The organism is Winogradskyella aquimaris, from assembly GCF_042676105.1.
Lineage (GTDB): Bacteria > Bacteroidota > Bacteroidia > Flavobacteriales > Flavobacteriaceae > Winogradskyella > Winogradskyella aquimaris.
In genome coordinates, this window is record NZ_JBHTJQ010000003.1 from 244214 (window position 1) to 264943 (window position 20730).

At 37.2% G+C, this 20730-nt stretch carries 19 protein-coding genes; 7 read left to right on the top strand and 12 right to left on the bottom strand.

From position 1 onward, the window contains the following. Positions 1-52 precede the first annotated feature (52 nt). From ACFQ1K_RS03935 to ACFQ1K_RS03975, 9 genes are all read right to left on the bottom strand, one after another. On the bottom strand, positions 53-3010 hold the full coding sequence (locus ACFQ1K_RS03935; protein ID WP_320556629.1) for a glycoside hydrolase family 3 N-terminal domain-containing protein: 2958 nt from the start codon (positions 3008-3010) through the stop codon (positions 53-55). Between the two features lie 112 nt (positions 3011-3122). Further along, complete coding sequence (gene serB, locus ACFQ1K_RS03940; protein WP_320556628.1) at positions 3123-4343, bottom strand: phosphoserine phosphatase SerB; 1221 nt, start codon at positions 4341-4343, stop codon at positions 3123-3125. A gap of 162 nt (positions 4344-4505) precedes the next feature. Further along, complete coding sequence (locus tag ACFQ1K_RS03945) at positions 4506-4991, bottom strand: ABC transporter ATPase (protein ID WP_320556627.1); 486 nt, start codon at positions 4989-4991, stop codon at positions 4506-4508. Between the two features lies 1 nt (position 4992). Beyond that, positions 4993-5628, bottom strand: coding sequence for a hypothetical protein (locus ACFQ1K_RS03950; protein ID WP_320556626.1), 636 nt, complete (start codon positions 5626-5628; stop codon positions 4993-4995). 11 nt (positions 5629-5639) lie between these two features. Next, entirely contained in the window at positions 5640-6422 is a 783-nt protein-coding gene (locus tag ACFQ1K_RS03955; protein ID WP_320556625.1) for a (Fe-S)-binding protein, read from the bottom strand. A 1-nt stretch (position 6423) separates the two neighbouring features. Next, positions 6424-7071, bottom strand: coding sequence for a hypothetical protein (locus ACFQ1K_RS03960; RefSeq protein ID WP_320556624.1), 648 nt, complete (start codon positions 7069-7071; stop codon positions 6424-6426). A gap of 1 nt (position 7072) precedes the next feature. After that, positions 7073-8386, bottom strand: coding sequence for a (Fe-S)-binding protein (locus ACFQ1K_RS03965; protein WP_320556623.1), 1314 nt, complete (start codon positions 8384-8386; stop codon positions 7073-7075). Positions 8387-8391: 5 nt separating this feature from the next. Further along, a complete protein-coding gene (locus tag ACFQ1K_RS03970; RefSeq protein ID WP_320556622.1) occupies positions 8392-9333 on the bottom strand; it encodes an MlaD family protein in 942 nt (313 codons plus the stop codon). A gap of 54 nt (positions 9334-9387) precedes the next feature. After that, positions 9388-10512, bottom strand: coding sequence for an N-acetylmuramoyl-L-alanine amidase family protein (locus ACFQ1K_RS03975; protein ID WP_320556621.1), 1125 nt, complete (start codon positions 10510-10512; stop codon positions 9388-9390). 110 nt (positions 10513-10622) lie between these two features. Between ACFQ1K_RS03975 and ACFQ1K_RS03980 the strand changes: the two genes are divergently transcribed. Beyond that, positions 10623-13427, top strand: coding sequence for a putative LPS assembly protein LptD (locus ACFQ1K_RS03980; protein ID WP_320556620.1), 2805 nt, complete (start codon positions 10623-10625; stop codon positions 13425-13427). Positions 13428-13455: 28 nt separating this feature from the next. Continuing rightward, positions 13456-13839: a Rid family detoxifying hydrolase gene (locus ACFQ1K_RS03985; RefSeq protein ID WP_320556619.1), complete on the top strand. Its 384-nt coding sequence runs from the start codon at positions 13456-13458 to the stop codon at positions 13837-13839. A 142-nt stretch (positions 13840-13981) separates the two neighbouring features. Here the strand turns inward: ACFQ1K_RS03985 and ACFQ1K_RS03990 are convergent, their stop codons facing one another. From ACFQ1K_RS03990 to ACFQ1K_RS04000, 3 genes are all read right to left on the bottom strand, one after another. After that, positions 13982-14788, bottom strand: coding sequence for an alpha/beta fold hydrolase (locus ACFQ1K_RS03990; protein WP_320556618.1), 807 nt, complete (start codon positions 14786-14788; stop codon positions 13982-13984). A gap of 191 nt (positions 14789-14979) precedes the next feature. Beyond that, on the bottom strand, positions 14980-15408 hold the full coding sequence (locus tag ACFQ1K_RS03995; RefSeq protein ID WP_320556617.1) for a hypothetical protein: 429 nt from the start codon (positions 15406-15408) through the stop codon (positions 14980-14982). A 290-nt stretch (positions 15409-15698) separates the two neighbouring features. Continuing rightward, entirely contained in the window at positions 15699-16052 is a 354-nt protein-coding gene (locus tag ACFQ1K_RS04000) for a 4Fe-4S dicluster domain-containing protein (protein ID WP_320556616.1), read from the bottom strand. 75 nt (positions 16053-16127) lie between these two features. On the opposite strand from ACFQ1K_RS04000, the gene ACFQ1K_RS04005 reads away from it, so the two are divergent. The 5 genes from ACFQ1K_RS04005 (at position 16128) to ACFQ1K_RS04025 (ending at position 20708) form a co-directional block, all read left to right on the top strand. Then, a complete protein-coding gene (locus tag ACFQ1K_RS04005; protein WP_320556615.1) occupies positions 16128-17186 on the top strand; it encodes an acyl-CoA reductase in 1059 nt (352 codons plus the stop codon). Positions 17187-17300: 114 nt separating this feature from the next. Next, positions 17301-18362: a 3-phosphoserine/phosphohydroxythreonine transaminase gene (gene serC / locus ACFQ1K_RS04010; RefSeq protein ID WP_320556614.1), complete on the top strand. Its 1062-nt coding sequence runs from the start codon at positions 17301-17303 to the stop codon at positions 18360-18362. 29 nt (positions 18363-18391) lie between these two features. Further along, a complete protein-coding gene (locus ACFQ1K_RS04015; protein WP_320556613.1) occupies positions 18392-19342 on the top strand; it encodes a D-2-hydroxyacid dehydrogenase in 951 nt (316 codons plus the stop codon). A 101-nt stretch (positions 19343-19443) separates the two neighbouring features. Continuing rightward, positions 19444-20079 (top strand): DUF937 domain-containing protein, encoded by a 636-nt coding sequence (locus ACFQ1K_RS04020; RefSeq protein ID WP_320556612.1) that lies wholly within the window; start codon positions 19444-19446, stop codon positions 20077-20079. A 191-nt stretch (positions 20080-20270) separates the two neighbouring features. Then, positions 20271-20708, top strand: a complete 438-nt coding sequence (locus ACFQ1K_RS04025; protein ID WP_320556611.1) for a DUF6146 family protein — start codon at positions 20271-20273, stop codon at positions 20706-20708. Positions 20709-20730: the final 22 nt, after the last annotated feature.

Sequence of the window (20730 nt, forward strand, 5' to 3'; positions counted from 1 at the left end):
GAATTAGAAAAGTCCCGACCTACTTTTAGCATTTTTTAACGTAAATGAAAAATCAATCAACAATGGCTTCGTAGATCAATCTCTGGATTTCTGTTCTGATATTTTCTCGTAATAACAAGTTTTTACCAGCTTCTGGATAGGTCCTGTTTGCTAAAAATACATAAACGATGCCTTCTTCAGGATCTGCCCAAGCGTACGTACCCGTAAATCCTGAATGCCCAAAACTTGTCATGGAAATACAACCACAGGTTGGACCTTCTTCACCAAGTTGTGGTTTATCAAAACCTATACCTCTTCTATTGTCACTTTCACAATAATAACAGGTGTTAAATCTATCTATAGTTTCTGCTTTAAAATAGCGTTTACCTCCATAAAAACCTTTTTGCAAAAACATCTGCATGATCTTGGCGACATCATTGGCATTACTAAAAACACCTGCATGGCCTCCGATACCACCTTGCATGGCTGCTCCCATATCGTGTACATATCCATGGACTTTTTTATATCTGTAGTAATTATCTTCCTCAGTAGGTACAATGTCCTTTAAACTAAATGATTTTCGAGGGTTGTAAGTGGTGTAGTTGGCACCAAGCGATTTGTAAAAACGGTCTTGGGTAATCTCATGTAAAGATTTATCATAGAATCCTTCCAGATATTTTTTAAGAATATAATAAGGCAAATCACTGTAGCGGTAACGTAAACTGGATAATAGCTCACTTTCTTTTATAATCTCTTGAATTGAATCTTGATAATCGTTTCGCATAAAAAGTGTATTGGTCACTTCTACGTTAAACGCTTTAGAAGGCTTACTTCTGTAATATTTAGAATCTGGCTTTTTTGTCACCGAATCCAGTGTTGCATAATAAAATGGTATCCAAGGTTTTAACTGGGCGTAATGGGAAAGCATCTTTTTTAAGGTGATGTTTTTCTTATTCGATTTTTTGTACTCTGGTAATAAATCTCCTAGTTTAGAATCTAAAGACAAGGATCCCTGTTGCTCCAATTCCATCAATACTGGCAACGTGGCAATAATTTTTGTTAAAGATGCCACATCATAAATATCATCAAAATCTACTTTATTCTTCTTGGCATAGGTATGGTAACCAAAGTTCTTATTATAAATTACTTTTCCATGTCTTGCTACCAAAAGTTGTATTCCTGGTGTCATCTTATTTTTAACAGCATAATTGGCTACGGAGTCTATTCTGCTTAAAAGTTTCGAATCCATTCCTACGCGCTCTGGTAAACCGTAGCTAAGATTTGAAAGAGCGTTAAACATTATTCCTGTTCCCTCTGGAAAAAATTCACCAGCACTAACAGGTAATTTTCCTTTTGCATCAATACCTCCAAATACCAATTGAGCAGATTTCTGTTGCGCAATATCACTGTTTTGATAACTCATTACTATCGCCTCTATATTCTCTATTGAACGCAAATCATTTAAAGCATAGGGCCTCGCAAACACATCTAAAATAACGGTATTACTTCTTGCAATCTCATATAACCATGCCAATTCCTTTTGAGAGAATTTATAGTCTTTCCAAGGATTATCATTGGACTTATGAAACCCAACTACTACGGTATTGTAGTTGTGAATTTTGGTCATAATTTCGTCAAGTTTTTCGCCTTTAATATGATGAACCTTAGTGTACTTTTTTAATTCCTTGTAGAAAGTAGACCCACTATCATCCCCTAATTGAATATAAGCTACCTTTTTGGTTTGTAAATCTCTAAGAGGCAACAAATTGTTTTCGTTTTTAATAACTGTGATAGCATTCTCCATAAGACTTTCATAAAGGACATCATCTTTAATTCTGTTTAAGTCGCTATCTAATCCATATAGGCCAACTGGTGAGTAGTTATGCAACCCAACCTTGTATTTAGCCATAAGGATTTTCTTAACGGAATGCGATAGCCGTTCTTCAGTTATTTTTTGGTCTTCAAAAGCTTCAATAATTCTATCAATACCCTTCTCAGGATCTTCAGACATTAGCAGCACATCATTACCAGCAAAAAACGCCATTAAATCAATTTCACCACCTTTACTGAAAGTATTTGTTGAAATACCATCGAGATTCTTTTCAACATAATCTGCTGCTCCTTTCATGGTGAGGGCATCTGTAAAAATCAGCCCTTTAAAACCTAATTCCCCTTTTAGAATATCAGTAACAATGTGTTTGGACAATGACGAAGGAAAGCCTCTGCGCTTTTCTAAGCTAGGAATATTGAGATGAGCCACCATAACACTGGATAAGCCATTCTTTATCAGTTTACGATAAGGGTATAACTCTATGGAATCAATTCGTTGCTCACTAAAAGATACCGTCGGTAATGTTTTATGGGAATCATCTTCAGTATCTCCATGGCCTGGAAAATGTTTGGCGTTTGCTAAAACACCGGCACTTTGCATACCTCTCATAAATGCCAAGCCTTTTGCGGTTACATTATCTCTATCTTCGCCAAAGGAACGGTTCCCGATGATAGGGTTTTTGGGATTTGTATTAATGTCTACCACTGGAGCAAAATTAAAGTGCACACCTAAACGTTTGCAATGCTCCCCTATGAGACGTCCGGTTTGTTCAACGAGACTATCGTTACTAATGGCACCAAGGGTCATATTCCATGGGAATGCATATGTTGAGTCTAAGCGCATACTCAAACCCCATTCTGCATCCATACCAACCAATAATGGCACTCGTGATGTAGCTTGCAATAAATTATTTAATTTGGCTTGCCTATTAGGTCCACCAGTTGAATAAATGACACCACCTATATGCTGATTTTGGATTAAATCTACGATCTCCCTATTAGCCTTTTCGTTATTTTTTGAAAATACCTGAACCATAAACAACTGACCCACACGCTCTTTTAAGGTCATGCCGTTGTAAATACTGTCTACCCACTTTTGTTGTTCGGTAGCATCTTTGGTTAACAAGGGATGAGGAGTTGCTTCTTGGGCAAAATAAAATTGAGTACAGAAAGCTATAAGAATAAGGGACAAATATCTCATGAACGACCTTTTCGCGTTTATTAATTAATTAACGAATACTATGCCAAAATAGCATATTTAATATGAAGTTAAAAGACTTTAGGATAGATTTATAAACTGTCTAATTAACAGTTTAGACTAAATCGATATGACGATCGTGGTAACCTAACAAATATAAGACTCCATCTAACCCAATACTGGAAATTGAATTTTGGGCATTATCCTTAACCTTTGGTTTTGCATGAAAAGCAATACCCAAACCTGCTAAATTAAGCATTTGCAAATCATTGGCACCATCACCAACGGCAATGGTTTGCTGAATGTCTATACCCATATCATCGGCCAATAATTGAAGGTATTCTGCTTTTTTATTACCATCTACAATAGGACCAATATAACCACCTGTTAAGACTCCATCCTTAATTTCTAACTCATTGGCGTACACAAAATCAATATCCAACTTTTGCTGCAAATAGTTACCAAAATAGGTAAAACCACCTGAGAGTATCGCTGTTTTGTAACCATAATTATGCAAGGTATCTATAAGACGTCTGGCACCTTTAGTGATGGGTAAGTTCTCGGCAATTTCCTTTAAAACATTCTCACTTAAACCCTTTAAAAGTTTCATGCGCTTTTTAAAGCTCTCCTGAAAATCGATTTCACCCTGCATGGCAGATTCCGTAATGGCCTTAACTTGAGCTCCCACTCCAGCACGTTCTGCGAGTTCATCTATGACTTCCGTTTGAATTAATGTAGAATCCATATCAAAGCACACCAGACGTCGATTTCGTCTAAACAAGGTATCTTCTTGAAAAGCAATGTCTACATCAAGTTCATGGGATATGTCCATAAACCGAGATGTGAATTCGGATTTATCTGTTAATTTGCCTCTTATGGATAATTGCACCGATGCCCTTGGATATTCTTCGGTTTTAATTAAAGAAGTACGACCTGTTAATCGCTTTATGGAATCAATATTGAGGTTTTTCTCTGATATAATTTTAGTAACTTCTGAAATTTGTTCGGCTTTAAGCTTTTCTCCCAAAATGGTAACAATATATCGGTCCTTACCTTGCATACTCACCCAATGCTCATAATTTTCTAAGGATATAGGCGTGAATTTAGCCGTAATACCCAACTCATAAGCTTTAAACAGTAGGTCTTTAAGAACAGCTGCCGACTTCTTCCCGGATTTTATTTCGAACATCATTCCTAGGGATAAGGTATCGTGAATATTGGCCTGACCTATGTCTAAAATTTTAGCATCATACTCAGCCAAAACACTAGTTAATGAAGAGGTTAAACCAGGTTTATCCTGTCCGGAAATATTCAATAAAAAGATATCAGTGCCCAATTTTAATGACGATTTAAGAATTGAGAATGTTTTACAGAGGGTAAAACATCTATAAATTTCTCACTGTAAAAATGAACATTCTTTCTTAGAAATGAAAATAATTGAATGCTCAAATACTACAATTTTTCAACGGTTTTTATGAGAATTTTTCAATAGGAAAGACTACTTAACAAAACGACTATGCCAACTCTCACTGGCAGGAACTTCCCAATTTTCTTTAAATTCTGCAATATTGGTTACCAGATTATTAAAGACAATGGTATTTTTAGAGACCGACTTATTTTTTGCCATTTGTTTAAAATCAACCAATGGTTTGTAGGCAATAAATTCTCCTTGTTTGAAAGACACATTCATTTTATCCATTAAGTCGACGTTATAAGCATTCTCTAATTCTTGGATAAAACGTACCGAAGCATCAATAGAGCAACCTGTAGCCATATTAAGGTTTTGATTTAAAGCGATAACAATAAATCTTTTATAAACAATTTTAAAACCCGCTTGCAAATCTTTGCCATGAGCCGTCCAAGCTTCAATAAATGTTTTGAGTTTAGACTTTATTTCATTGGTTTCATCTTCGGTAAACGACCGATTGGCTTGGTATATCCAAACTCTTGATTCTTCCGGTAAGGTTTCAAAATCTACTAGCATACTAAAGTGTTTCTAGTTTGGTAATGACTTTCTTTGTCACATATTGCTTTTCACTCAGGTCAAACAATTCTACTTCCTTAAATGTCACTGTAAAGAATTTTTTGAAGTTGGATCGTTTAAGGAGTTCATAGCCTTCAAACTCTTCTGTGATTAAGAACACATGTGTTTTGTCAAAATCGTCTTTGGTTTCAATGTAGGAAATAACATCATTATTCATAGCTATCAATTCTACCTCAATTGTCAATACCGTTTCAACGGCATTTTCTAAACCAATGTCATCGTCCTCATCACTTACAATGTCTACCAATTCTTCTGAAGAAAAAATTGATAAAAAATCATCAGCACACATACCTGTCATGGCCACACCCACATCCTGACCGATTTCCTCAATATCATCTAATGACTTTTTACTGTAATACCTGGACTTATTTTTGTGTTTATTAAAATTCTCAATTAAACAAAGCCCTAAAGCCATTTCTTTTTCTTCAGTTTTATCACTTTTGCTGATTTTTTTGTTTGAGATACACTTACAGGTATCTTCAGCAATAAGATCAACAACTTCTTGTTTAGATTTGTTTTGGGCATAAGCACTTATACCAAGGAATAATGCTAAAATCAGCAGGGTGCTATTTTTCATCTATAATTTTGTTAAGAATTGGCAATAAGTTCAGCGATATCCATAACTGAAATTTCACTTTCCTTTTCTTTGGCTTTGACGCCATCTGTCATCATGGTATTGCAGTATGGACAACCCGTAGCAATGATATCTGGTTGGGTTTCAAGAGCGTCCTGGGTTCTTAAGATATTGATGTCCATATTCCCTTTTTCTGGCTCTTTAAACATTTGAGCACCACCAGCACCACAACATAATGCCGTAGATTTGTGGCGTTTCATTTCAACCAAATTTGCATTGGTTTTTTTAAGCACCTCTCTTGGTGCGTCATATTCACTATTGGCGCGGCCTAAGTAACACGGATCATGAAAGGTAATACGCTTTCCTTTATAAGTATTGCCTTCTAAGGTAAGGCGACCAGAACTTATAAGTTCTTTGATGAATTGCGTATGGTGTACCACATCGTAATTACCTCCAAGACTTGGATATTCGTTTTTTAAACAATTGAAGGAATGCGGATCGCAAGTCACAATGCGCTTCACTTCGTAAGCATTCAGGACCTCAATATTCATCATGGCCTGCATCTGAAACAAAAACTCATTTCCGGCACGCTTTGCCACGTCTCCGGTATTGCTTTCTTCTGTTCCTAGAACCGCAAAATCTACCTTGGCTTTGTTTAATATCCTAACAAAGGCTTTGGTTATTTTTTTTGCCCTATCATCATAACTTCCAGCAGAACCTACCCAAAACAAAATTTCGGGCTGTTTCCCTTCTGCCATATATTCTGCCATGGTTGGCACTTTAAGTTCTTCGCTCATGTTATTCCTTTTTCTTTTGCGCTATCATTAAATCTTGATAATACGATTTTGCTTTTTCAATTACAGGTGCTGACAATAACTGAAAAAACAATGGCGAATCTGGATCATAATTAATCATAGCCCATCTATTTTCTGTCGACTCATCCTTAATAAGAACTGTCATTCTATTTAACATTTTGAGGTTTACGGTATTATCTGACTCAAAAGTCGCTTCCATACCTTGCATTTTCATCATTTTTATCATGGTATCCTTTCCCGCTTCATCAAAACTTTCATTTTTAAAAGTCATAGCCATTTCCATATCATAAGTTACAAAAGCAAAATCGGATTTCTCTTCGTCATCTTTAAATACTTCTGAAATATTGAATTCAGGAACTTCATCAGGAATTTCAACCGAAAACTCATCATTTCCTTCTAACATAGATTTAAAGGCAGAAATCATTGTTTCCTTTGGAACCAAGTCAAAAACTTTTGGATGAGTCATATCCATAATCGCCGCATAATCACGATTATTCATATCGACGAACATTTTCGTTGCCAAACTATCAATCATTTTTTTGCTATCATTGGAATCTTGAGAGAAACCTAATGATGAAAAAAAGATAATTGTGAGTACTGCGGATATGATTCTAAATGTAAATGCTTTCATTCTATTCTTCGTTAGCCCAGTTTAAACGGTCCATTTGATTGTAAGGCCAAGGTGCCCCATTGTTTTCGATATTGGTCATCATGTTATTAAGCTCCATTGGTGCAGCACTCTGCTCCATAACCAAATAACGACGCATATCTAAAATAATGGATAATGGATTGATACTTACAGGACATTCTTCTACGCAGGCATTACAGGTTGTACATGCCCATAGTTCTTCATGGGTTATATAATCACCCAATAACTGTTTGCTATCGTCTTTAAATTCACCTCCATTGGCATCGATATTTTTACCAACTTCCTCCAAACGATCACGAGTATCCATCATAATCTTTCGTGGTGACAATTTCTTGCCCGTAAGATTCGCAGGACATGCAGATGTGCATCGTCCACATTCTGTACATGTGTAAGCGTTGAGTAATTGAATTTGGTTTAAATCCATGACATCACTCGCACCAAACTTAGCGGGTTCCTCATCTTCAGCTCCTTCTGGTGCCGCCGCAAACGGATCGGCACTAGGATCCATCATTAACTTTACTTCGTTGGTAACGGCTTCTAAATTGTTGAATTTCCCTTTGGGTTCAACACTACCAAAATAGGTGTTTGGGAATGCTAAAAGAATATGTAAATGCTTTGAGAAATACAGATAATTTAAAAACACCAAAATACCTACAATGTGCAACCACCAGGCGGTGCGCTCTATGATATGCAATGTCTCAGGATTATCTCCAAACCATGGTGCAATGAATTGCGATATTATGTTACCATGACCTAAATTCTGAAATGTTGTATCCGTTGCGTTCATTATTAAGAACAAACACATTAAAACTACTTCAAAATATAAAATAATGTTACCATCGTTCTTTGGCCAACCTTTCATTTCTGCACTTAAGAAACGTTTTAACTTAATCACATTTCTTCGAAGCCAAAACACGACAACAGCTGCTAAAACCAAAACAGCCAAAATTTCGAATGCACCAATTAGAAAACCGTAAACAGACTCTGGTAAAACTTTAAGTCCTATACGATGTGTACCAAAAATACCATCTATGATGATTTCCAATACTTCAATATTAATAATGATAAAACCAATGTAAACAACAATATGCATGATACCTGCAATTGGTCGTTTTACCATTTTGCTTTGTCCCAAAGCTATTCTGGCCATATTTCGCCAGCGCTCACCCTTATGATCGCTTGTGTCTACTGCTTTACCAAGTTTAATATTGCGAATAAGTTTCTTAATATTTCTTGCAAAATACCCGATACCTAATACTAGGATGGCAGCAAAAAGTAAATTTGGTATATATTCCATAAAAATTAATTCTTTTGGTCTTCGGTTGGTGGTTGGTACGGAATCTCTTTCTTGGACAGAATTCTTCTGTAACGCGCAGGATGCAATTTGATATCTAACAACAGTTCTTCCATTTCTTTTGAGGCTGCTTCCAAATTATTGTAAAGCGCGTCATCATTAAGCAGTTTGCCAATGGTCCCATCGTTATTGTTAAGACTTGCCAGCAAATCATTGATGGACGTCAATGATTCATCAAATTTTGCAACGGTTTTGGCCAACTCTATATCCTTAATGTCCTCAGACAATTTTGTTAAGTTTTGGCTGGTTGTATTAAAATTGTTCAGTATTGAATCTATTTTATTGTCATTAGCCTTAATCACGTCCTGTACCGAATAGGACAATGATTTAAAGGATTTTAGTGTAAGATTTAACTCTTCAATGGTACTTTTTAAACCAGCCTCAGACTCATCAACTACCAACTTATTAATATTGGTCATTAAGGTATCAGCTGAGCGAATAGTACTATCCAAATCTGAACTGATTCCTGAAAAATTACTTTTAAGAGAGGTGATCAACCCTGGCTGGACTTCGGAAGCAATAAAATCTCCTGGTTCAGCAAGTTCACCTTTATTTGAGTTAACAATCGCCAGTGCATTTCCACCCATTAAACCTGTTTCGTACAACCTGATAACACTACTTTTTGAAAACTTTAAATTTGGGTTTACAGAAAAATAAACCTTGGTTTTCCCTGTTTCAAAATCGTACTTTATCTCTTCAACCTTACCCACCTTATTACCACGTATGGTTACCGAAGAAGATGGACTTAGTGCGTTGTAGTCAAATTCTGTATAATAAGTATTGGTATTAGAGAAAAGGTCATCTCCCTTTAAATACGAAAACAAATAAACGAAAAGTGCAATACCAGATAATACCAATACTGCTGTTTTAACTTCTCTTGTAACTTTCAATGGGCTAAGTTTTGATTGAAAACAAAATTAGGAATAAAATTATTAATAATGTTTCTAATTAGTGGCAGATTTTAAAGCCTCAGCGACGTCTATCTGTTCACCATTTTTATAAGCCACTACAAAGCTAGAAGTATACCCTTTGGATTTCGCTTCCTCTTGAAGTTGTTTTACCTTGTTGTAATCTGAGGTGCTTCCGTAAAAATACTTGTATAGCTTACCAACTTTTGCTTTGCTTATATCAGACAAGCCTTTGAAGTTATAGGGCTTCGCCGCTAGGTCTCTCGAACTTGCGGCTATTTGTACTTTAAAGGTCACATCCTCATAAATTAAAGGCATGGTCTCTAATACTTCTACCGTGTCGTCATCAACTTTTTCAATGCCCATTATACTTTTACCCACGTTCTGATCAATCTCTTCCTTGTAAGCTAAAATGGCGTCTTTAATAGCCTTTGCCATTTTGGATTGACCTGATTTACTGTTGAGATAAGGTCCTTCTTTATTATTGGATAAAAACCCTAATTCTACCAAAACACTTGGCATATAGGTGTTTCTTATGACCAGGAGGCTGGCTTGTTTGAGACCTCTACTCTTACGCTTGGCGTTATTAATAAAGTTATCTTCTATTTTTCTGGCGAGGACGATGCTTTGCTCTACATAAACTTCTTGCTCAATACCAATGGCAATAGTAGATTCAGGGGAACTTGGGTTAAACCCTTCATAATGTTGTTCGTAATTGTCCTCCAGAAATATTACCTCGTTTTCACGCTTGGCCACTTCAAAATTCCGTCCTGTGTTTTTTTCACCTAATACAAAGGTCTCTGTTCCTGAAGCTTGCGAGTGATGTGCGTTACAGTGAATAGACACAAACAAGTCCGCATCGGCCTTATTGGCAATATTGGCACGTTCGTGAAGTTCTATAAAAACATCCGTTTTTCGTGTGTATATAACTTTAATATCCTTGATTTTTTCCAACTCCTTACCAACTTCCAAAGTCACTTTTAAGGCAATATTCTTTTCCTTAAAACCATTACCCATATTTCCGGGATCTCCTCCTCCATGACCAGCATCCAATACCACCACAAACTTTTCGTCTTGTGCCTGCAGCGGACTTACCCATGTTAAAGAAGTGATAAAAGTGAGAACTAAGAATACTATTATATAATTTCGCTTCGTTTGCATATGTAATTTAACGGTTTATCAACTCGAATTATTACGCCTTACGGCACGTAATTTCTATTTTTAAACTATTAGAAATTTAATAAGATAATCACAAAAAAATATCTGTACTTTTGGCGTTTCAAAAACCGAGCCATACTTTTACAAAAATACATCTAAAAGGATTGCGTACAAATAGCTTACACATACTTTTTGCCTTGAGTTTTACAGTGCTTATCAACACTTTTAGCTTGGCTCAGGAATTACCAAAAAAAAACGAACGGATTCCTTCTGAGCAAAAGAGCGATACTACTATTGTAGCTCGAGACCAAGTAGAAATTATAACCGACTCCATACTCAATCCTCCTACCAATACTAAAGTTGTAGATTCGGTCAATAATGATTCCGTAAAAAAAGAAGGGTTTTTAAAAGACATTGTGACATACAAGGCTAAGGATTACGTCGCCGTAAATCAACGAAAGCAACAGATTAGATTATTTAACGAGGCCGAAGTACAGTATGAGGATATGGAAATTACCGCTGGAGTCATTGTTATTGACTACAGTAAAAATTTGGTCTACGCTGGACGCTTAAAAGATTCGACTGGTTATTCTCAAAAGCCGGTCTTTAAGCAAGGTGCCAATGTGATTGAGCCGGATTCCATCATTTTTAATACCGACTCCAGAAAAGCCCTGATCTTTAACTCGGTGACCGAGCAAAGTGGTGGTACTGTCATTGCAGAACGCACCAAACGCGAAAACGATTCGGTTTACTTTATATCACGAGGTAAGTTTACCACCTCAGAAAACCTCGATGACCCCGAATATTACATCTTAATGAACAAGGCAAAGATTGTTCCTAATAAGAAAATCGTCACTGGGATGAGCCAAATGTACATCTACGATGTGCCGACGCCTATCGCTATTCCGTTTGCCTACTTCCCTATGTCAAAGAAGCAAACCTCAGGGATTATTTTTCCGTCCTTTGGTGAGGATACGGGTAACGACAGAGGGTATTTTTTACAAAACGGAGGGTATTATTTTGCCATTAGCGATTATGTAGATTTAGCCGTGCTTGGTGATTATTATACCAACGGTAGTTATGGTGTACGCGTTCAAAGTAATTATGCCTATCGTTATAAGTTTAGAGGTAATTTTGGGTTTAGATATGAAAACCTTCTCAATAGTGAACGTGGGTTTCCTGATTTTAGGCAAAGTACCATTTACAACATCAGATGGTCGCACACACAGGATGCCAAAGCCAATCCTAACTCTAGATTTTCGGCATCAGTTAACCTGGGTAGTAGTCAGTTCTTTTCACAGTCCATTAACCAGGCTAATTTAGCCAATACCCTAACCAATACCTTAGCATCATCGGTATCGTACTCAAAGACCTTTCAAGGGGAACCACAGGTTAATTTAAGCTTATCGGCAACCCACAACCAAAACACCAATACGGAAGCCATTAACCTCACCTTGCCAACCATGCAGGCCTCTATGACAAGGGTATTTCCGTTTGCTCCAAAATCTGGAGCTAAAAAGGGAGCCATTCAAAACATTAACTTTCAGGTGAATACCAGAGGTGAGTATCGTATTAACACGACGGACTCGCTATTTGGTAGAAGCGAAATGTTTGATGATGCCCTAGCCGGTATGCGCCATTCTATTCCTGTTACAACAAATTTTAAGGTGTTTAATCATTTCAGTGCGAGTGTTAATGCCAATTTTGAGGAAACCTGGACGCTCAAAACCATAAGACGCTTTTTTGACCAGAGCACGCAGGAGGTGGTGACTATAGACCAAAACGGTTTTGATCGGTTTTTAACCTATAATTTTGGAGGAAGTATAGGTACCACACTTTATGGTATGTATAATTTCCAGAAGAAAGGTAAGAACCCAAAAATACAGGCCATACGGCATGTGATGCGACCGAGCATTAGCTACAGTGTTGCTCCGGCTTTTGACCAATATTACGAAACCTATGATGTGATTGATGCCGATGGCACCACAAGCGATCAGGTGGAATATACACGGTTTGAAAATTCGCTATTCGGAAGACCTGGCAACCGTTATTCCAGTAACATTGGTATTGCCATTGGTAATAATTTTGAAGCCAAAGTCAGAGCCAAGGATTCCACGGATACCGAACCCAAAAAGGTCTTTTTATTAAACAACCTTAACCTTTCAACGGGCTATGATTTAGCGGCCGATTCCTTAAACTGGAGTCCATTGCGTGTTAATGGTGGAACGCAAATCCTCAATAAAAAGATGAACATTAACTTTGGGATGACCCTCAACCCATATGCCCTAGACAATAACAATAATATCATCAATACCTTTAACATCAATAATGGTGGCAGTCTATTTAGATTGACTTCTGCCAATTTAAATATTAGTTATAGCTTAAATAATGATAGTTTCTCCAGCAATGACAAGGAAGAGAAACGCGATGAGGAAGCCGAACGACGCTCGGCAACGGCCAATGCAAGGGCCGATGATCTCTTTGGTATCTCACAGGATTTTGCAGACCAGCGTCTAGGAGACCGACAAAAAGATAAAAGCAAGGAAGAGGAAGAAGAAAACAACGATTTTTACAATTACAAAATGCCGTGGAGTCTCAGGCTCTCCTATGCGGCCAATTATACCAATACCAGACGACAAGACCAGATTACCTCCCACTCTCTCATGTTTTCTGGAGATGTAGAGCTCTCGCCACGTTGGTCTATTGGTGCCTCTTCGGGTTACGATTTTTTAAACCAAGGCTTTACCTTTACCCAATTGCGTTTTGAGCGTGATTTATTGAGTTGGAGAATGAATTTTACCTGGATTCCCTTTGGAAGAAACCAATCCTGGAACTTCTTTGTGGGTATTAAATCCAACCTGTTAAAAGACTTAAAATACGACCAGCGTCGCCAACCCGACCGCCAGTTGGGCAACTAGACGACTTCATACAATACACATAGCCATCATGAAACAAATCATCAACACACCAAACGCACCAGCACCTATTGGCCCTTATAACCAAGCCGTTTTAATTGGCAATACCTTATACACCTCTGGACAAATCGCTTTAGATCCCAAAACGATGGACTTGGTCATGGATAGCATTGAAGCCGAAACCAAACAAGTAATGGACAACCTCAAAGCCGTTTTAGCAACCGCAGACATGACCTTTGAACATGTGGTTAAAACCTCTATTTTTATTAGCGATATGCACAATTTTGCTAAGATTAATGCGGTGTATGCGACGTATTTTAATGAAGACACGGCACCAGCAAGAGAAACCGTAGAAGTGGCCAACTTACCTAAGTTTGTAAATGTAGAGATTAGTATGATTGCGGTAAAGGCATAACCATTGCGCTTATCGGTTTAGGCTATGATTTCGTTGTGGAATCATCCGCAGGATTATTCCGCCGAAATCCAGCCGTTTGATTTATACATTTATTTTGGTGTGGCTAAAAACCACAATGAATTATAGCCATTGTTGGCCACAGTTATTTTTCGTCAAGAAATTCAACAATCGATTCCGCGAAGTCCAATGAGTTAAATGTACTCATATGGTCTCCACTTACGAGACTCAATCTGCTATTTGGTAATTGTTCTTGTAATTCTCTCGGATTTCCATTGTCCAAATCCTTATCTCCACAAATTACCAAAGTTTCTATGTCAATATTATTAAGTTCTGCAATTGTTGTTTCAGGTTGATAGTCTTGTAAGAATCCCATGATTTTGAAGTCAACATCAAGATTTTTCGCAAATTCTACAGCTCCTTTTGTCATTTCGTTAGGTTCAGTGCGTCCAGAAAAAACATTTCCAAATTCAATTCGATTGTACCAATTTGGATTTGTAAATCCAATGCCCATTCCTCCTAATACGGCTTTGGTTATTCGTTTATCTTTAGTAAGTAAATTTGCAAGTACAATTGCACCTCTCGAGTATCCAACAGCCATATAGTCGTCAGCTTCTAAATGGTCAATTAGGGCCATTAAATCTTTCACTTCCGCATTATTTTTATAGGCATCTTCATTTTGTGGTTTATCAGAATTACCGTTACCTCTCAAATCTGGTATAATGACTCTGTATCCTTGATTAACTAACTGTTTTTTTAATTCCGATTTTCCCCAATTTGCATTTCCATCTACTATAAATCCGTGAATCAGCAAAACAACTTTGCCATTGCCATTATCAGAATAAACAATTTTTGTTCCGTCAAACGAGATGAAATCTTTCTTGCTTTCTTCTTGTGATTTGCAAGAGATTAAGAATAAACTGACTATTAATATTAATTTAAATATTTTCATTTTCTTAATTGTGGCCAACGTTAAGGATATGAATTCGTTTTAATAATTTATATCCACCGATAAGCGAAGGTCGGGTTTTTCATACAAAAAGTCAATACGTAACTTTACGTAGTTTTCAAAAAAAATCCCAAGCGCTAGTCTTGGGATTATCTATAGTTATTTGTGTTTTGTAATTAAAAAATAATCATTTTCTAATTTCCTGCACTTAAAGAATAACTTCCATTGCCATCAAAGGCTTCCAAAATTATAGTAACTGTCCAGTTTCCAGGCTCTCCTGTAGCAGTAACACCTCCGATAGTATCTGGCTCAGTTCCACCGTTAATAGTTCTGTCAAGGACCACATTACCACTGGCATCTGAAATTACAATCTGAAAAGTACCAGATGACGCGCTAGTAATATCAGCATTATAATCGGCTGTGGTTAAACCATTTGTCCAATTAATAGTTCTTGAACCGTTACCACCATCGCCAGTAAAATCACCTCCTATATCTCCATTTGGCCCTTCATTGACAGTTATATTTACCGTTGGACCATCGTCATCCGAACAAGATGTAAATGTGCCTATGAAAATTGTAAACGCAGTTAAAATTGTAAGTAGTTTGAAATTTGGGGTTTTCATTTTAAAAAATTTAATTATTAATCTAATTATACAACAACAAACCCATTGAAACTCCTTAAAAATTTATGCTTTTTTTAAAAAATAATATTTAAAGTACTTGAAATCAGCATGAAATAGGCATTTTATTAATCAATAAATTTTAGGTATTTAATCCAATTAATACTTTAAATACACTTGGAAATGGTGTTCAGGTTTTGATTCACCTATTGCATTACCAAATCAGTATATAAAAAATCCCAAGCGAGCGCTCAGGATTCTTAGTTTTTATTTAAATGGGATGTGTTCCGTTGTTAGTCTTCAGGATGCATAAAGCGTTGCTTACCCAATAACTCTTCTTCGGTTTCTACATGGTTGTCGTCCGGCACACAACAGTCTACTGGGCATACGGCCGCACATTGTGGCTCTTCGTGAAAGCCCATACATTCCGTACACTTATCTGGGGCGATGTAATACACCTCATCGCTGATGGGTTCTTGGGTTTCATCAGCATCGACTTCCTTTCCGTTGGGTAAAACTATTTTTCCTTTTAGACTTGTACCATCAGAATAGCGCCAATCATCTGCACCCTCGTAAATAGCGGTATTAGGGCATTCTGGTTCGCAAGCTCCACAGTTGATGCATTCGTCAGTGATTATAATGGCCATGGTAATTTTTCTTTTTTATTATGTAATTTTGCGTGAGCAAAAATAAAGCCTAAAAGGCGTTTTACCAAACACTACATGGATTTACAACAAAGAATTAACGCTTTCGCAAAATTAGGTCAGTTTATTCGTCAATTTAGCACCAAAGGCCTTCAAAACGATCCTAAGGTTGAAGCTAATGACCTCTTTTTTGATGGGTTTAAGCATCAAATAAAACTGGCTAAGGAACACAACGGATGGTTTACGGAAGCCAATGTACTGTTTAGTTTAGAGTCTTGGGCAAACGCTTTAACCGAAGCCAAACTCAACCAATGGGTCCAACCGTATAACTTTAAGGATCTAGAGCCAAAAACCGTAGGTATTATCATGGCTGGTAATATTCCTTTGGTAGGCTTTCACGATTTTTTGTCTGTGCTTATTTCTGGGCATCAGGTTTTAGTAAAGCAATCCTCAAACGACAAGCACCTACTCCCCTTTTTGGCCAAATATCTTGAAATTGTAGAACCTGGTTTTAAGGGAAAAATAAGCTTTACAGAAGATAAGCTGGAGCATTTTGATGCGGTTATTGCTACGGGTAGCGATAATACGGCACGCTATTTTGAATACTATTTTAAAAACAAGCCGTCTATCATTAGAAAGAATCGGAATTCCATCGCAATTCTAACTGGGAAAGAATCACCAGAACAACTTGAAGCCTTATCTGATGATATTTTTAGATACTATGGCCTGGGCTGTAGAAATGTGTCCAAGCTCTTTGTCCCTAAGGATTACAATTTTGATGCATTTTTTAATGCGGTTTACAAATGGCATCCGATCATCCATGAAAACAAATACGCTAACAACTACGACTATAATAAAGCCGTTTATCTCATGAGCGAATTTGATATGCTCGAAAATGGGTTTTTGATGATTAAGGAAGATGAGAATTACGCCTCACCCATTGCGACGGTATTTTACGAGTTTTACAATTCTGAGGACGAGATCAAACAAAAAATTAAAACGGATAGCGAGAAGATACAATGTGTCGTGGCCAATGGCTTTACTGCTAACGAAGTGGCGTTTGGGTATACCCAGAAACCAGAATTATGGGATTATGCAGATGATGTGGATACTGTTGACTTCCTGTTAAAAATTTGATTCAAAAATTAGCAATTAATTAATGCTTTATAGGCAATTAATTAGCACCTTTGTAATCGCTCGAACTGAAAAACAACAAATTTCTGAGCCATCGGAAATAAAACTATATTCTTCATGAAAAAACATAATTTTAGTGCCGGACCATGTGTACTACCTAAATCCGTTATACAAAAAGCCTCTGAAGCCCTTTTAGACTTTGACGAAGGATTATCACTGATTGAAATCTCGCATCGTAGTAAGCCTTTTGTAGACGTGATGGAAAAAGCAAGAGCTTTAGCTTTAGAACTATTAGGTTTAGAAGGTAAAGGCTACAAGGCGCTATTTTTACAAGGTGGCGCCAGTACACAGTTTTTAATGGTGGCATTAAACCTTCTTGAAAAACGAGCAGGTTACCTGAATACGGGAACCTGGAGTGATAAGGCCATTAAGGAAGCTAAGATTTATGACGATATTTATGAAGTCGGCTCTTCTAAAAGTGCCAACTTTAATTACATTCCTAAAGGCTACGATATCCCAGAGGATTACGATTATTTTCACTGCACCTCTAACAATACCATTTTTGGAACACAGATGAAAAGCTTCCCAGACTCACCAATACCTATGGTTTGTGATATGAGTAGTGATATTTTTTCGAGACAGTTGGATTTTTCAAAGTTTGATTTGATCTATGCTGGCGCTCAAAAAAATATGGGTCCTGCAGGTGCAACGCTTGTAGTGGTTAAAGAAGATATTCTGGGTAAGGTATCACGTAAAATTCCATCCATGATGGACTATAAAGTGCACATTAGCAAAAGCAGTATGTTTAATACACCTCCTGTTTTTGCAGTTTACGTATCCATGCTTACCATGCAGTGGCTTAAAGATTTAGGTGGTATTAAAGCCATTGAAGAAGAAAATGAAAAAAAAGCACGTTTAATCTATTCAGAAATAGATTTAAATCCGCTCTTTAAAGGCTATGCCGTTAAGGAAGACCGCTCAAATATGAACGCTACTTTTACATTAGAAAACGAAAACCTAAAAGAGACGTTTGATGCCATGTGGAAGGAAGCCGGAATCAACGGTCTTAATGGACACAGAAGTGTTGGTGGTTACAGAGCCTCCATGTACAACGCCTTAACCTTGGACAGTGTGAAAGCGCTTGTTGAAGTGATGAGCGAATTAGAACGAAAAGCTTAAATTATAAAAATCCAAAGAATTCCTATTTCATGAAAGTACTAGCAAACGATGGTGTTTCTCAAAGTGGTATTGATGCTTTAGAAGCAGCTGGTTACGAAGTGTTAACAACTACCGTTGCACAAGAACAATTACAAAACTATATCAATGATAACAACATATCCGTACTTCTAGTTAGAAGTGCGACCAAGGTTAGAAAAGACCTTATTGACAATTGCCCTGGCTTAAAGATTATTGGTCGTGGAGGTGTTGGTATGGATAATATCGATGTGGAGTATGCACGCGAAAAAGGACTTCATGTAATAAATACACCTGCAGCCTCATCCCATTCTGTAGCCGAATTGGTATTTGGCCATTTTTATGGATTGGCGCGTTTTCTTCATAACTCTAATCGCGATATGCCGTTAGAAGGTGACACCAATTTTAAAAGTCTTAAAAAAGCGTATGCCAAAGGTGTAGAATTAAAAGGAAAGACCTTGGGTGTTATTGGTTTTGGTAGAATTGGACAAGCCACGGCCAAAATTGGTATTGGCGCTGGCATGACAGTCGTTGCTTATGATCCTTATATAGAAGAAGCTACTTTAGACCTGGACTTTTTTGATGGTCAAAAAGTGAGTTTTAATATTAAAACGGTTTCTAAGGAAGAGGTTTTAAAACAAGCCGATTTCTTAACGCTTCACGTACCTGCTCAAAAAAATTACGTGATTGATGAGGGTGATTTTAAATTGATGAAAGATGGAGTCATCATTGCCAATGCTGCCCGTGGTGGTGTGGTTAATGAGATAGCCTTGGTTAAAGCTATAGAAAGCGGTAAAGTCGCCAGAGCAGCATTAGACGTATTTGAAAAAGAACCACAACCTGAAGTGCAGTTGCTTATGAACCCTTCGTTATCGCTGACTCCTCATACCGGTGCTGCAACTAATGAAGCACAAGATAGAATTGGTGTGGAACTTGCAGATCAAATCATAAAAATACTGGGTTAATAAAACTAATGTGACCTAATGATTAAAACGGAGTCCTGTATCATATATAGGGCTTTTTTTGTACCTTACTAAATGAAACATATAACCTTAATTTTATACTCATGGAAGGAATTTTAGACTTATTAAATAGTGATCTTGGTAAAACCATCGTTAGTGGAGTGTCTGGCTCTACAGGAACCGATCAAAACAAAACAAGTAGTGTATTAACCATGGCGTTGCCAGTACTCATGAAAGCCATGGAGCGCAATGCCTCAACACCAGAAGGTGCGCAAGGGCTTATGGGAGCACTCAATAATAAGCACGATGGTAGTATTTTAGATAATTTAGGCGGTTTGTTTGGTGGCGGAGTTGATGATGCCGTTAAAACGGATGGAGACAAAATTCTTGGCCATGTTTTAGGACAAAAAAGGCAAGGTGTTGAACAGATTATTGGTCAAAAATCTGGCTTGGATGCAAGCTCAGTTAGCAATATTTTAAAAGTGGCTGCACCTATACTTATGGGTGTTTTAGGAAAACAAACGCGACAAAGTAATGTGAGTTCCCAAAACGATTTAACCAGTATGTTAGGCGGATTACTTGGCGGTAGCAGTGCAAGGCAAGAACAAAGCTTTTTGGAGAGCATATTGGATGCTGATGGTGATGGCAGCGTTATAGACGATGTAGCAGGAATGGTTCTTGGTGGCTCCAAGAAAAAAGGAGGCCTTGGCGGTCTTTTAGGAGGTCTTTTTGGAAAATAAACAGCTTATCATTTTATAGTAGATCAAGCAGCTCAAATGAGCTGCTTTTTTTATTATCGTGTAATGGCATATTCACTCATTCAACACTTAGGATTACTCATTACTTGTTTAACGATGCAGTACTTATTCTTAATTTTGAATTAACTAATCATCATAACAGATTGACTAAAATTATTTATACCTTTAGTATCATGAAAAAGATCATTCCATTTATAGTCTTAATCGTTTTAATTGCAAGTTGTAAATCTTACAATACGAGTCCTACCATTAACAATGGTAATGATAGTGCTCTTGTGGAAAACGATACGGTATCTATTAGCAGTGACGAAACGGATTACGAAATCATTATTATAGAACCAGGTTTTAACGCTTGGTTGGCAAGCACTGCAAGACCAAGAGGATTTCATTCTCAGCGTTGGCTAGAAAATAGAAATGCCATGTTGGTGCAAGCATGGAACCAAAGAAACCTTCAACCCTACACTTACGACCCTAACCTCTATGAAGTCAGGATAGATTACGACACACGGACGGATTATGGTTACGAGGTTAACTATAAGCTCTACAACTACTTCCTATACTTTCAGTTAAAATATAAACAGCAACTGACTTCCATCATTCCTAGAATTTAACGTAAATTTGCAGCACTTTAAA

Coding starts and splice junctions, on each gene's coding strand:
- ACFQ1K_RS03995 (WP_320556617.1), bottom strand. CDS start 15,408: ATGAAAACCCCAAATTTCAAACTACTTACAATTTTAACTGCGTTTACA.
- serC (WP_320556614.1), top strand. CDS start 17,301: ATGAAAAAACATAATTTTAGTGCCGGACCATGTGTACTACCTAAATCC.
- ACFQ1K_RS03945 (WP_320556627.1), bottom strand. CDS start 4,991: ATGCTAGTAGATTTTGAAACCTTACCGGAAGAATCAAGAGTTTGGATA.
- ACFQ1K_RS03960 (WP_320556624.1), bottom strand. CDS start 7,071: ATGAAAGCATTTACATTTAGAATCATATCCGCAGTACTCACAATTATC.
- ACFQ1K_RS03935 (WP_320556629.1), bottom strand. CDS start 3,010: ATGAGATATTTGTCCCTTATTCTTATAGCTTTCTGTACTCAATTTTAT.
- ACFQ1K_RS03990 (WP_320556618.1), bottom strand. CDS start 14,788: ATGAAAATATTTAAATTAATATTAATAGTCAGTTTATTCTTAATCTCT.
- ACFQ1K_RS03950 (WP_320556626.1), bottom strand. CDS start 5,628: ATGAAAAATAGCACCCTGCTGATTTTAGCATTATTCCTTGGTATAAGT.
- ACFQ1K_RS04000 (WP_320556616.1), bottom strand. CDS start 16,052: ATGGCCATTATAATCACTGACGAATGCATCAACTGTGGAGCTTGCGAA.
- ACFQ1K_RS04015 (WP_320556613.1), top strand. CDS start 18,392: ATGAAAGTACTAGCAAACGATGGTGTTTCTCAAAGTGGTATTGATGCT.
- ACFQ1K_RS03955 (WP_320556625.1), bottom strand. CDS start 6,422: ATGAGCGAAGAACTTAAAGTGCCAACCATGGCAGAATATATGGCAGAA.
- ACFQ1K_RS03985 (WP_320556619.1), top strand. CDS start 13,456: ATGAAACAAATCATCAACACACCAAACGCACCAGCACCTATTGGCCCT.
- ACFQ1K_RS04020 (WP_320556612.1), top strand. CDS start 19,444: ATGGAAGGAATTTTAGACTTATTAAATAGTGATCTTGGTAAAACCATC.
- ACFQ1K_RS04025 (WP_320556611.1), top strand. CDS start 20,271: ATGAAAAAGATCATTCCATTTATAGTCTTAATCGTTTTAATTGCAAGT.
- ACFQ1K_RS03975 (WP_320556621.1), bottom strand. CDS start 10,512: ATGCAAACGAAGCGAAATTATATAATAGTATTCTTAGTTCTCACTTTT.
- ACFQ1K_RS03965 (WP_320556623.1), bottom strand. CDS start 8,386: ATGGAATATATACCAAATTTACTTTTTGCTGCCATCCTAGTATTAGGT.
- ACFQ1K_RS04005 (WP_320556615.1), top strand. CDS start 16,128: ATGGATTTACAACAAAGAATTAACGCTTTCGCAAAATTAGGTCAGTTT.